Genomic DNA, 12,248 nt, shown 5'->3' with positions numbered 1-12,248 from the left:
AACGTCGTATTTTATGACGGGCTCTGGTCACTCGGGATCTTGCGCCTGAGGCTCGTCTTGTTGTGTTGATTCAATTTGCGCTTCGGCTGAAGCTTCTAGCGCATCGATTGAAGCTTCCGGCGATACACTTTCCGGCCCCATGATGGTTGGATTACGGATGGCATCGGCTATCTCAGGTAGCAGCACTACCAGTTCTATACGGCGGTTGATAGGGTCGGTTGGCTCAGTCTCGGGCAACAGCACCCGGTCTGCAAAGCCTGACACACGTAGCAATTGACCAGGATCAAACCCACCAGAAATAAGCTCGCGGCGTGAAGCATTGGCACGATCATTGGAAAGTTCCCAATTACTGTAGCCGCGATAGCCGCCTGCATAGGGCACGCTATCGGTATGTCCACTAATACTTAACTCGTTGGGGAGTTCATTAAGTAGCGGTGCAATAGTGCGCAGCAAACTGCGCATATAGGGCGCGACTTGATCACTACCCAACTCAAACATGGGTCGCTGATCAGTATCTAATAGCTGTATGCGCAGCCCCTCACGGGTTAAGTCAAAGCGCATTTGTGAGCGTAACTGGCGCAGTTCTGGATCAAGCTCAATGGCGCGCTCAATCCGCTCTTGCACGTCCCTGAAAAAACGCCGCTCCTGCATACTTGGACGAGTACGCTGAAGGGTATCAATGCGCGCCCGCTCCCCATCGCTGTGTGTTGGGTCTGGCCCGCCGCCTGGGATCACGCTGGTACTACCTGAGCTGTCCCCACCGGTGATAGCGGTTACCAGCGGGGTGCTAAAGTACTCAGCGACTCCCTTCCGCTCTTCTTCGCTGGCGATACTGAGAATCCATAACACTAAAAAAAAAGCCATCAGGGCGGTCATAAAATCCGCTAAGGCAATTTTCCAAGCGCCACCGTGGTGGGCATGAACCACTTTTTTGCGCCGAATGACGATCGGACGCTTGTCACCACCCTTACTCATGCGTTACCGGCCTTTTTCGCATCCCTTACGTACTCTTCAAGCTCCGTAAAGCTCGGCCTCTCAGCGGCGAAAAGGGCTTTGCGGCCAAATTCAACAGCTAACTGCGGCGCGTAACCGTGCAAGCTTGCGAGTAGCGTAATGCGAATGCACTGAAGCATTTTTTCTGCTTCTTTAGCCTGTCGTTCGATGTAGCTTGCAAGTGGGCTGACAAAACCATAGCCCAACAAAATACCCAGAAAGGTGCCCACTAGCGCATGGGCAATCATTTCACCCATCTGACTGGGTGAAGCGTCAGCATATGTAAGCGTTTTAACAACCCCCATGACCGCTGCGACAATGCCAAAGGCAGGCATCGCATCGCCCACTTTGGCAATCGCATCAATGGGGACATGGGCCTCCTGTTCAAAGACTTCAATTTCATGCAGCATTAGCTCATCGATTTCCATTGGCTCCATGCCGCCGCTTACCATTAAGCGCAGATAGTCCGTCAGGAAATTCATGATATGAGGATCGGCGAGTACCGTAGGATGCTCTTGAAACAACGGGCTCTCTTGCGGATTATCAATATCCCGCTCAATGCCTAACATCCCTTCACGGCGAATTTTAGACAGTAACTTGTACTGCAACGCCATAAGCTCCATATAGAGTGCTTTGTTATATTTTTTAGCACGCTTGAGCCGCGGTAGGATTTTGAACGTTGCTTTAATCGCCTTGCCATTGTTCGCTGCGATGAATGCACCAACACCCGCGCCCCCAATAATAAGCAACTCAAGCGGTTGGTACAGGGGGCCTAAGCTGCCACCTGCCAGCACATAGCCACCAAACACAGACAGCAATACGATTACATAGCCTAGAGGTATCAGCACAAGCAGAGTCCTTGCGGTATTCAGTATTAAGTAAGGGAACCAAAACCTAACCGTCGGTTCTGATGGTTAAGTAGCGTTCCGTCTCAAGCATAAATTAGCTTTATCATACTAGGGCTAAACTGTTTTTTAATGGGAAAGCACCACCGAATTTTGCAGCTATCTAGGCCGATACACTCATCTTTTATCACTACACGCTTATTATTACTTCTTATACCCTAATTCCAGCCATTCGTGGAAACGTCACGGAATTTGTTACATTTTTTCACTATTATCCTGCTGCACTTTGCGCGTTTTTCCCGCCCGTGAAGGGGGCTGACAGATTCCGCACACATATTGCTGAGCAGGGCTATGGGCATGAGCCACAAACTGGCCGTTGCAACGCGTACATTCATTGAGTTGCAGCAAATCACTCTCAAAAAAGCGCACTAATGTCCAAGCACGTGTCAGTCCAAGCACCGACTCCATATTGTCAAGCGACATTTGCTCATCATAGAGACGATACGCCTTAACAAAGGCATCAATACGCTCACAGCTCGCCCTCTCCCTTAAGCTTATGTATATGTTATAAAACAGCGACGAATGAACATTTGGCAGCCAGGTAATAAACCAATCGGTGGAGAAAGGCAGCATCCCTTTTGGCGGCGACATGCCGCGCACTTCTTTATACAGCTTAATTAACCGCGTGCGGCTTAATGCTGTCTCTGTTTCAAGCACCTGTAAGCGCGCACCAAGCTCGATCAATTCGATGGCCAGTTGCACTTGATGCATCTCATCGACCAAGCTTTTCTGGCTCACTTTGTCTCTCCCGGCGGCATTGGCTCAAACGGCTCACTGGCCAACATCAGCGACGCATGCAAACCGGCCAAGCCTTGATCACGCGGATTGTCAGTGAGCTGGCGCAAGCGTTCAGCACTCGTTTGGCTGAAGCGGCACAGCAGCTGACTGGTTCGTGCAAGCTTAGTCAGTTGGCGAGCGTTAAGTGACACAATAAGCTCGGCAACATCGCTATCTATTTTTAAGCGAAACATGGCAGCCTCACGATCTTCATCAAGCAAGCGCTGCGCCAGAAGCAAATAAGCTAAGTTTATTTCCTGAATTTCATCGAGAAAGTTGGTTTGACTCATGATGTTCCATTAAATGACTCAGGCGCGACATTGTGTCCATTATACTAGCGCCGTTAATGACTTTTAATTACCAGCCATCATGGTTGCATACAACGTCTATAATTGGCTACTCAGTCGTTTTGCGAGGACTTAGCCCTGCTTCTGATAGTTCGAACACCCACACAAGGAGTTCTGCGACGATTTGGTAGAGACCTGCAGGGATTTCTGCGTCCAGATCTAGCTGCATTAAAAGCGCCACAAGCTCAGGTGCATCATGCACATAAATTCCCTGTCGTTGAGCTTCTGCCATGATGCGCTCGGCCAGATCTCCATAGCCTTTCGCCACGACTCGGGGCGCACGGTCATTCTCTTGATAAGCCAGAGCAACGGCTTGTCGGCGGCGCTCACCCGGGGTGGCCATGGGCACTCTCCACTTCAATCAAGCGTGCGCGCAGCTGCACTTTTTGTAAGTCCAAGGCACTTAGCCGCTTCTCTAACATGGGCAACCCAGCATCAATGCGCTCATACGCCTGCGTACTTTCGGTGGTGAAATCGATACTTAACACATCTCGATAGAGCCACAGCGACGCGTTGAACGCCCCCAAATTGGGGACATCTAACTGCATGTCAGAGCGCCACCCGCCTTCCGGCTCGCCCTCATGCGCCCCATCCTCTTGCCCTTTCTCTCGGGCGGGCAGATGGATCACTAAGGCCATAAAGATGCCTGCCCAGACATCCCCCTCCCAGCGGATAGTTGGCATAACCAGCATCTCAAGCTGCTGGCGTACCAAACTCTGCAGGCTTTCATGCACAATCTCGCGCGCTGGGCGGCTAGCAACCAGTTCTGTCATTTCTCTAGCATGGCTTAACTCTACTTTAGCCTGGCTACTCTCACGCCCCTCTCCAGCCATAGGCACGGGGTTTGCCTGGGCAGGAGCAGCGGAAGCCTGGGGAGAGGCAGCAGAAGCTGCCGTCAAACCAGTGGATAAAGAGGACGTCGCGCCACCCAACCGAGCAGACAAGGCTTGATCATCCGTGGCAGGCACTAACGGTACATTGGGCAAAATTGCCATTCCCCCCTGCCCCACTGGCTGTGCCACTAGAGGCGCCAACCTCGCACTCATCAACGCCTGTGTTGCATTCAGACCAGTGGGCAAAAAGGAGGCTAGCGGACGGGCCCCAGACTTCATTTGCGGTTCATTCATTAGCTGCTGGCGAGTGCCTTCGCCCTGAAACCAGCGCTTTAGATGCGATTCATAAAACAGACCACTATCTCGAATACTGGCTTCTAAGCGCGTCGCTACCGCACTGGCCCCGGGTGTTTCTTGGCTGGTAATAAGGGCCACATCTGGCCGCATTACAGAGGGCGGCGCGGGGAAACGTAGCAGCACATCGGCAATCGTTCGCGCAGCAGGACTAAAATGCGTCTGCGTTGACCCGGGTGAGGAAGGCAGCGCCTCACCACGTGGCAACGTTCGTCCTCCATCCAGCGGAAGAGGCAAACGTTTTAGATCATTTAGCGGCGATGTCGATGAACGTCCATCCAAATTTGAATCACCCATCACCGCACGCGGCCCTTCGCTATACGAAATAGGCTTCACCGGCTGATCCAGCGCTCGCTTCAAAGACACCTCACCTTGTCGCCCCAGCACTTGGTGCAAGAGCGTATCAATGAGCGGTGTAATACCGCTCACGTCGACCTCGTCGCATCATCTTCTGTATATGGCCCCGCAGTGCCTTGCTGCGGTGCATAAGCACGGTGCAAGTCTCGCTGACGTTGCGATACTTCAATTAGCTTACCGAGCTCATCACGACGCGCCACTAAGCGACGCCGAATATCAACGTCGTGCTCAAGAATACGCTCAAGCAGTTCTGATTTACGCTGCTGGGCAGTGGCATCAAGAGATACGGTTAAATCCAGCTCGCGCAGCTGTTCTACCAACACCACATAGCTTGTACGCTGATCAATTAGTTCCGCCCACTGCTCGGCATTGGCCAGCTCATGCATGTGTACAACCCTGCTCAATAGCGTTTCATAGCTAGTGAGCAGCGTCTCTTGAGCCCGTTTATCATGAGCGGATGGGGAAGCTGACATTATTGCCTCACGCACTCTGCCGTTGACCAATATCACGCCAGGCTGAGGCGATATCTTCAAGCAAGCGCTCGGCCTGATTTAAGCTCTCTTCATCGTTGCGCAGGTTAGCTGCCAACAATAGGCGCGCAATATAGTCATAAAGCGATGCCAAACGCTCGGCAATCTCTCCGCCTTTCTCTCTATCAAGCGCAGCTGCAAGGCCGTTATTAACTATATCAATCGCTTTCGATATCGACTTGCCTTTCTCAGCCGTATTGCCTGCCTGCATATGAATTCGCGCAGCACGAATAGCGGCCTGAGCGCCGTCAAATAATAGTACGATAAGCTGGTGAGGATCTGCCGACATCACTCCGCTTTCTACGCCGACGCGCGCATAAGCATTAGCCCCCCGTCCATAGACGGCGCCACCGCGAGAGTAAGTCATAAGCGGAACTCCTGTACGTGATTTTAATACCCCTTTAGCGCAGGCTAATCACGAATATTAAATGTTTAATTAAATAGCAATCTTCATTCTGCTACTGCTTTATATCGGCGCAAGTGGGATAGACTTTAACGACAGCATGGCTTTTATGTAGAAAACTTATTGCTGACACAAAAAGCCAATCATTTCCGTATGCCTAACACGCTTTACCCTTTCAGGTAGAGACAGCTATCTCGCTCACAGTTCGTCCAAGTCGTTCAGTGATGTTGTCCCGCACCACCGCCCCCACACTGTCACGCATGGGCGGCTCTACGGTGGGGGCAAGCAACACCTCGAGAGGATTGCCCTTGTCATCTATGCGCAAAACCCACCCCTGCTGCTGACTGGAGAAACACGCCAGCGACCCCACGGGCAGGGCCTTGAAATGCTCGATATAGCGCTTAATCCAGCGCATATCAAAGTGGTGCGGATGTTGGAGCAAATGCCGATAAATTTGTTGCGCTGTTTTAGCCGGACGATCAGCACGATCACGCCGCATCGCCTCGACCACATCGACGACGGCACTGGCTTTCGCCAGCTCACTAAGCTCAGCCTTGTCCGCGCCTTCAGGATATCCACTGCCATCCATACGCTCATTAATTCCCCTAATAACGGCCTGTGCAATACCCGACGATAGCCACTGGCAGTTATGCAAGCGATCAAACAACAGCTGGACATGCTCACTGACCGCCTCTCGGTGACTCGCTTCAAAGTGCGGCGCCTTGAATAAGACCTGGGGAACCAGTGCTTTACCAAGATCATGGATAAGGCCACTGGCCACAATTGCTTTGCGCAATTCACGCGGCATGCTGGCACCCACAAAATCAAGCAAATGAATAGCCACCGCGATACAGTGGCGTACTAACAAGGGCTCAGGAGATAGGCAGCGAGAGGCAAATAGCAACGCGTCACGATCCTCTTCGTGAAGCTCCAATATTCGATCAGCATAGCGAGAGAGCTGGCGACCATCGATATCACTACCTTGCTTTAACGACAGCAGCTGCGCATCCAGGTAGGCCGCTACTTTTACTAACCGACGCGCCATCGGCGTAGCGTAGCGCTTGATGTCCCGCCGTCCAAGCATTTCACCCGCGTCAGAGCGCTTATTGGGCAGCGCAAATAATGGAGAAGGCTGACGCTCGCTCTGTTCTTCTTTTTTATAACGGGCCGCCTCGCGCTCTATTTCACATACAAAATACCAAATCTGCCGTTCTTGTTCTGCGCTGCACTCAACGAAGTTGAAGCCAACACGCAGCAGATGGCGCTCAGCGTCTGTTTTTTGATGACGGGCATTCCCAAGCACTTCAAAATAAGTACCATCGGGAAAAGTGAACGCGAGTGTTAGAGGTCTCACCGCTGCCGCCAGCAGACCACTGGCCGCTAACGGCAATTCAAGCTGGCAGCCGTCTTGGGAAAGGTCTCGCAACTCGCCTTCTACCACATCCGCATCGCTACCATACAGGCCTGCCGTCACCACCATCCCCATGCGCAATTCAGCGCGGAATGACTCGCGTCGCTGCAAAATAGCCAACGTAGCAGGATAGTCACAGCAACACAGAAAACGCCCACCTGCCTGGCGCGTTTCCGTCAAATGCAGTAGTGGCGTCTGGACTACTTTGCCCTGCGCCTGCGCGCGTAAGTAGAAAGCTGCCCCGTCTTGAAGGTGGTGAAGTAAGTAACTGACAGATGAAAGATCCATCACCAGTGTTTGCCCGGGGTGCTGCTCCATTAAGACAATGGGCTCAGGGCGGGCACCAGCCGCATCAAGGCAAAGTGAAACACCGCCGCCTTCGATTAACGTGCCCAGCAGAGACTCGATCGCTGTTATGTTTGCTATTGTTTCAAACTCATCCTGCTGCGCTACCATTTTCGCCTCACTTGCTCTCATGCGTTAATTAGCTCACCGCAAAGCGACGAAGCATATCAGATGCGACCAGCTTGGCGTATGTACAAAAAGAGCATCATTCGCATGCTTATTAAGCGGGGTATAGCAAGCAGTGCAGCAAGCAAAGACAGGCGGTTATATATATGTAGCGCTCTCAGAAGTAAGCAAACACTACTAAACACTGAGGAGGGTAAAGTTTTTTAAAGTCCTGTCGATAATGATCATGTGGCGTATAACTAGAAATAAAAATCCGAGCTATGGCTGCCGTTTCTCATTACTGCACCACGACTGGCTGCCGGAGCTGACTTTAAAGAGGAACGTGCCCTATGAGCTCACTACCCACCGAAGCAACAACACTGCTGTCATCGACGCTTGCCAACTTAAACCCAAGCCAGCGGTTAGAAAAAACGCTGGCTCAACTTGCACCAACGAACAGCCCACTTAAAAACGCAGACAAGGACGAGCGAAAAATATCTGGCGGCGAACTGATCGAACCCATTCAACGCATTAACGAAGCAATGCGTCCACGCGGTTTAGAATTTGAGCTAAGCGAAGATACTTCACGCGTGATTACGCGAGTAGTAGACCGAGAGTCGGGAGAAGTAATACGCCAGATCCCAGCGGAAGAAATATTAAAAATTGCTGAGCGGCTAGAAGAGATGCAAGGCCAGATAATCTCTCTGGAAGCCTAACGCACGACGCAACAAGCCTAGGGCCATCAGCAAGGGTAATAATTACTACACTTGCATGTTCATAACATCTCGATATGCAGATACTAAGCGGTTGCGAACCTGAAGCCCCATTTGAAAAGCAACGCTGGATTTCTGCATGTCGACCATCACATCATTAAGCTGCAGATTAGGGTCACCCGCCTGAAAAGCCATCGCCTGACTATTAGCTGTCTGCTGAAGTCGGTTAATACGCTGAATCGAGGCCTGTAGCTCACCACCAAAACCGCCGTTCCCCACCGCTGCTGACGCCTGAGCACCACTGAGAGGCTGCGTGGATGCCGCCTGAGTGGCCAGACCTTGCATCTGTTGTAGCGCAGCCTGTATTGCGGGAGTGCTCATACGCCTACCTCAATTCGCAAAAAAGAACTAATGCAAAAAGCCTAACATCGAAGCACTCTAACTCATACGGACAAATGCGCATAAAAAGCGAAGCTTATCTTTCCTTTAGGCGTGACTAGCCACCGGATAATGGCATCCATCACAATTCCGCCTCATCTTTTTGGCGGATAACCGCGATTGACGGATATAGCCTATGCCCTCTTTGGTGATGCGCCTTGGCCGACGCCAGTTTTGCCTGCCCCTTTGGAGGGACGCATGAGCGAAACCGGTGCAACGGCAGGCCGTCAAAACAGCACGAATCAAGCTGCTCCCCGTAGTGGAAATACAGCGAGTGGAAATACCGAACGCGATCCCACCAGCGGCTCAGCCATTGAGCGAACGCTGAAGCAGTTGCGCAGCAATCCGCTCATCGCGCTGCTTATCGCCGGTGCCGCCTCGATCGCTATCGTGGCGGTTCTCTTCATGTGGGCTAGCAGCCCAGAGTATCGCGTGCTCTACAGCAATCTGAGCGAAGCTGATGGCGGCAGCATCATTAACGAGCTCGATACGCGTGGCATTCCTTATCAATTCAGCGAAGGCGGCCAAGCACTAATGGTGCCCAGCGATCAGGTGCACACCCTGCGCCTGCAGTTAGCGGAACAGGGATTACCCCGTGGCGGTAACCTTGGCCTGGAGTTAATGGATAGCCAAGCATTCGGGATTAGCCAATTTGCTGAGCAAATTAATTATCAGCGTGGCCTGGAAGGCGAACTTGCGCGTTCAATTGAGTCGCTTGGGCCAGTGGAAGGCGTAAGAGTCCACCTTTCCATGGCAAAACCATCGGTGTTTATTCGTGATCGCGAACCCGCGAAAGCATCCGTAGTGCTAACGCTATTACCCGGCCGCATCCTGGGTGAGGGTCAGGTTAGCGCCATCGTTCATATGGTGTCTGGAAGCGTTCCAGAACTGGCCGCTGAAGACGTCACAGTGGTTAACCAGGATGGCCGTTTGTTGTCTGCTGAGACAAGCAATGGCAATGATTTGGATGGTTCGCAGCTTGAGTATATTGCTGAGGTGGAGCGCTCTTACCAACAGCGTATCGAACATATTTTAACACCCATTTTGGGGCGCGATAACGTACGCGCCCAAGTTGCCGCACAAATAGACTTTTCACGGCGCGAGCAGACCTCTGAACGCTACGGCCCCAATCAGCCGCCCAACGAAGCAGCGGTGCGTAGCCGCCAACTTAGCCTCGCGTATGATGGTGAAGACCCCTTGGCTACAGGCATTCCAGGCGCACTAAGCAATACACCGCCAGGTACGCTGCCCTCTCCCATCAACCAGCCCGAAGGCGAGGAAGCGGAAGCCGACCAGCAAGAAGACGCGCCCCGAGGCGCTGCGTAATTTACGTCAAGACGACGTTATCAACTACGAAGTCGATCGTAGCATTGAGCATGTCCAGCACCGCCTCGGCCAGATAGAGCGGCTTTCCGCTGCGGTGGTAGTCAATTATCGCAGCGAAATGAACGAAGAGGATGAATGGGTTGACGTTGCCCTAACGGACAATGAAGTGGCTCAAATTGAGCGCTTGGTTCGTCAAGCGATGGGGTTCTCGCAATTACGCGGCGATGAAGTTGAGGTCGTCAATTCACCCTTCGCGCGCAGTGTCGAAGAAACGGCGGAGATCGAATGGTGGAAGGACCCCACTATTCTATCGATGGCTTCTAAAGCGGGCCGTTACCTTCTCGTTGCGTTGGCTATTTTATTGCTCTACCTGCTGATTTTGCGCCCCTTAATCAAGCGCTACACTCAGCCACCGGTCATGGCGGCAGCGACGCCTGGCGGTACGCTGACCGCTAGCGTGGGCGACGGTGATGATGAAGGTGAAGAGACACCTGATGAGACCGACGAGACTTATGCCAAGCCGAAACGTCGGCGTAAAACCTCTCTCTATGAGCATAACCTCAACGACTTGCGTGAAATGGCGCAGGAAGATCCCCGCATGGTCGCGATGATCATTCGTAGCTGGATGAATGCTAATGAGTAGTTCAATTGCTGAAATGAGCGGCGCCCGTAAGAGCGCCATTCTATTGCTTGCACTCGAGGAAGATAGTGCCGCCGAAGTGTTTAAATACCTCGGCGCGACCGAAGTGCAAACAATTAGTATGGAAATGGCCCGCCTCACTCAAGTCTCTCATGATGACATGAAAGCGGTGCTCGAAGCGTTCCATAAAGAGAACGAAGAGTTTGTAGCGCTTAACCTGAACTCCAGTGACCACATTCGTTCGGTATTGACCAAAGCGCTGGGCAGCGAGCGTGCGTCTAGCTTGATTGAAGATATCCTTGAGACGACAGGCAATAATTCAGGGATCGACGCCCTTAACCTCATGGAAGCATCCATGGTGTCTGAGCTCATCCGCGACGAGCACCCACAAATTATTGCGACCATTCTGGTTCATCTGGATCGTCATCAAGCGTCCGATATTCTCGAACTATTTGAGGAAAAACTACGCAATGATGTGGTACTTCGTATCGCCACTTTCAGCGGCGTTCAACCCGCCGCGTTACAGGAATTGACCGAAGTACTTACCGGCATGCTGGATGGCCAGAATCTCAAGCGCAGCAAAATGGGCGGCGTAAGAACAGCTGCCGAAATCCTCAATTTGATGAACTCTTCTCAAGAAGAGACTGCGATCGAGACCGTACGTGCTCACAGCGAAGATTTAGCCCAGAAGATTATCGACGAAATGTTCCTGTTCGAGAATCTGCTCGATCTCGACAACCGTGCCATTCAAATGGTGCTTCAGGAAGTCGACACCAACTCGCTGGTGGTGGCACTTAAAGGTGCACAGGAGGCGCTGGTGGACAAGTTCCTGCGCAATATGTCGCAGCGCGCAGCCGATTTAGTTCGTGAAGATATGGAAGCCCGGGGCCCTATCCGCGTCTCGCAAGTCGAAACCGAACAGAAAACTATTTTGCAAGTTGTACGGCGACTAGCGGACTCGGGTGAAATCGTCCTGGCAGGCGGAGACGATGAGTATGTCTAATACACACTCCCCTCAATTTGACCGCCACAGTGATTGGCGACGCTGGCAAATGGATGAGCTGGCCTCATCCAAGAGCGGCCAAGCATCAGACGGTGAGGTGCCAACGGCTCATCAGCGTAAAGTACTAGCGGCACAAAAAGCAGCCGAATTGGCCCGTCAGCGTGAAGAAAGTGAACGCCAGGAACTGTATGAGCGCATTCGTCAGCAAGCCGAAGAGGATGGCTATAAAGCAGGCCTTGAGCAGGGCTACAAAGAGGGGATGGAAAAAGGATTAGCAGCAGCAACTGAACAGGCACAGACCGAATTAAAAGAGCAAATTCGGCTTACCGTTACGCCGCTAAAAACGCTGGGCAAGCAATTTTCAGATGCACTAGAGCGCATTGACGATACCATCGCCCATGATCTTGTTGAGCTGGCGCTGGCAACCGGCAAGCAGCTTGCCAGTGATGCCCTTCAGGACACGCCTGAACAAATTTTAGTGATTGTGCGTGAGCTTCTGCACACCGAGCCGCCCTTGGTAGGTCAACAACGCCTTTGGCTCAACCCCAATGACCACGACTTGGTAGTAGAGCACTTAGGCAATGAGCTTATGGCCGCTAACTGGAAGCTGCAACCCGATGATCAACTTGCCCGTGGCGGCTGCCGGGTAACCAGTGCACAGGGTGAAATTGACGCTACTTTCGAAAGCCGCTGGCAGGCCATTCAAGCTCAATCACGCAAACGCGGTCTCAATTCACCACCATCCTCTACCGATACTTCATCCTAGGC

The 12,248-nt window shown here is 52.3% G+C and carries 13 protein-coding genes and 1 pseudogene; 4 read left to right on the top strand and 10 right to left on the bottom strand.

The features are described 5' to 3' along the window. Positions 1 to 27: 27 nt before the first annotated feature. The 9 genes from motB to ACUVOF_RS15250 all read right to left on the bottom strand — a co-directional run bounded on the left by motB (position 28) and on the right by ACUVOF_RS15250 (position 7,366). Positions 28 to 975, bottom strand: coding sequence for a flagellar motor protein MotB (gene motB, locus ACUVOF_RS15290; protein ID WP_113271037.1), 948 nt, complete (start codon positions 973 to 975; stop codon positions 28 to 30). Further along, entirely contained in the window at positions 972 to 1,841 is an 870-nt protein-coding gene (gene motA, locus ACUVOF_RS15285; RefSeq protein WP_113271036.1) for a flagellar motor stator protein MotA, read from the bottom strand. The genes motB and motA overlap by 4 nt, the downstream gene beginning before the upstream one ends. Positions 1,842 to 2,093: 252 nt before the next feature. Further along, positions 2,094 to 2,636 carry a flagellar transcriptional regulator FlhC gene (gene flhC, locus ACUVOF_RS15280; protein ID WP_447045185.1) on the bottom strand — a complete coding sequence of 181 codons (543 nt, stop codon included), beginning with the start codon at positions 2,634 to 2,636 and terminating at the stop codon, positions 2,094 to 2,096. After that, on the bottom strand, positions 2,633 to 2,965 hold the full coding sequence (gene flhD / locus ACUVOF_RS15275) for a flagellar transcriptional regulator FlhD (RefSeq protein ID WP_447045184.1): 333 nt from the start codon (positions 2,963 to 2,965) through the stop codon (positions 2,633 to 2,635). Before flhD ends, flhC begins: the two co-directional genes overlap by 4 nt. 106 nt (positions 2,966 to 3,071) lie before the next feature. After that, entirely contained in the window at positions 3,072 to 3,365 is a 294-nt protein-coding gene (locus tag ACUVOF_RS15270) for an EscU/YscU/HrcU family type III secretion system export apparatus switch protein (protein ID WP_447045183.1), read from the bottom strand. Continuing rightward, entirely contained in the window at positions 3,349 to 4,638 is a 1,290-nt protein-coding gene (gene fliK / locus ACUVOF_RS15265; RefSeq protein ID WP_447045182.1) for a flagellar hook-length control protein FliK, read from the bottom strand. The genes ACUVOF_RS15270 and fliK overlap by 17 nt, the downstream gene beginning before the upstream one ends. After that, a complete protein-coding gene (locus tag ACUVOF_RS15260) occupies positions 4,635 to 5,039 on the bottom strand; it encodes a flagellar protein FliT (protein WP_447045181.1) in 405 nt (134 codons plus the stop codon). The genes fliK and ACUVOF_RS15260 overlap by 4 nt, the downstream gene beginning before the upstream one ends. Before the next feature lie 7 nt (positions 5,040 to 5,046). Then, complete coding sequence (gene fliS, locus ACUVOF_RS15255) at positions 5,047 to 5,463, bottom strand: flagellar export chaperone FliS (RefSeq protein ID WP_447045180.1); 417 nt, start codon at positions 5,461 to 5,463, stop codon at positions 5,047 to 5,049. A 211-nt stretch (positions 5,464 to 5,674) separates the two neighbouring features. Next, on the bottom strand, positions 5,675 to 7,366 hold the full coding sequence (locus tag ACUVOF_RS15250; protein WP_447045179.1) for an HD domain-containing phosphohydrolase: 1,692 nt from the start codon (positions 7,364 to 7,366) through the stop codon (positions 5,675 to 5,677). A gap of 344 nt (positions 7,367 to 7,710) precedes the next feature. On the opposite strand from ACUVOF_RS15250, the gene ACUVOF_RS15245 reads away from it, so the two are divergent. Next, positions 7,711 to 8,076 (top strand): flagellar protein FlaG, encoded by a 366-nt coding sequence (locus tag ACUVOF_RS15245; RefSeq protein WP_447045178.1) that lies wholly within the window; start codon positions 7,711 to 7,713, stop codon positions 8,074 to 8,076. 45 nt (positions 8,077 to 8,121) lie between these two features. Here ACUVOF_RS15245 and fliE read toward each other — a convergent pair whose 3' ends face one another. Next, positions 8,122 to 8,454 carry a flagellar hook-basal body complex protein FliE gene (fliE, locus tag ACUVOF_RS15240; RefSeq protein ID WP_447045177.1) on the bottom strand — a complete coding sequence of 111 codons (333 nt, stop codon included), beginning with the start codon at positions 8,452 to 8,454 and terminating at the stop codon, positions 8,122 to 8,124. 255 nt (positions 8,455 to 8,709) lie between these two features. Between fliE and fliF the strand changes: the two are divergent. The 3 genes and pseudogenes from fliF to ACUVOF_RS15225 all read left to right on the top strand — a co-directional run bounded on the left by fliF (position 8,710) and on the right by ACUVOF_RS15225 (position 12,246). Continuing rightward, positions 8,710 to 10,480: pseudogene (gene fliF, locus ACUVOF_RS15235) on the top strand (flagellar basal-body MS-ring/collar protein FliF). Beyond that, on the top strand, positions 10,473 to 11,480 hold the full coding sequence (gene fliG / locus ACUVOF_RS15230; protein WP_447045176.1) for a flagellar motor switch protein FliG: 1,008 nt from the start codon (positions 10,473 to 10,475) through the stop codon (positions 11,478 to 11,480). Before fliF ends, fliG begins: the two are co-directional and overlap by 8 nt. After that, positions 11,473 to 12,246: a flagellar assembly protein FliH gene (locus ACUVOF_RS15225; protein ID WP_447045175.1), complete on the top strand. Its 774-nt coding sequence runs from the start codon at positions 11,473 to 11,475 to the stop codon at positions 12,244 to 12,246. Before fliG ends, ACUVOF_RS15225 begins: the two co-directional genes overlap by 8 nt. Positions 12,247 to 12,248: the final 2 nt, after the last annotated feature.

The organism is Vreelandella sp. H-I2, assembly GCF_052959335.1.
This window is presented reverse-complemented; position numbering and strand designations above follow the sequence as displayed.

Excerpts from the sequence above, each read along its gene's own strand:
- motB (WP_113271037.1), bottom strand. The coding sequence starts at position 975 with ATGAGTAAGGGTGGTGACAAGCGTCCGATCGTCATTCGGCGCAAAAAA.
- flhD (WP_447045184.1), bottom strand. The coding sequence starts at position 2,965 with ATGAGTCAAACCAACTTTCTCGATGAAATTCAGGAAATAAACTTAGCT.
- ACUVOF_RS15270 (WP_447045183.1), bottom strand. The coding sequence starts at position 3,365 with ATGGCCACCCCGGGTGAGCGCCGCCGACAAGCCGTTGCTCTGGCTTAT.
- ACUVOF_RS15260 (WP_447045181.1), bottom strand. The coding sequence starts at position 5,039 with ATGTCAGCTTCCCCATCCGCTCATGATAAACGGGCTCAAGAGACGCTG.
- fliS (WP_447045180.1), bottom strand. The coding sequence starts at position 5,463 with ATGACTTACTCTCGCGGTGGCGCCGTCTATGGACGGGGGGCTAATGCT.
- ACUVOF_RS15250 (WP_447045179.1), bottom strand. The coding sequence starts at position 7,366 with ATGGTAGCGCAGCAGGATGAGTTTGAAACAATAGCAAACATAACAGCG.
- ACUVOF_RS15245 (WP_447045178.1), top strand. The coding sequence starts at position 7,711 with ATGAGCTCACTACCCACCGAAGCAACAACACTGCTGTCATCGACGCTT.
- fliE (WP_447045177.1), bottom strand. The coding sequence starts at position 8,454 with ATGAGCACTCCCGCAATACAGGCTGCGCTACAACAGATGCAAGGTCTG.
- fliG (WP_447045176.1), top strand. The coding sequence starts at position 10,473 with ATGAGTAGTTCAATTGCTGAAATGAGCGGCGCCCGTAAGAGCGCCATT.
- ACUVOF_RS15225 (WP_447045175.1), top strand. The coding sequence starts at position 11,473 with ATGTCTAATACACACTCCCCTCAATTTGACCGCCACAGTGATTGGCGA.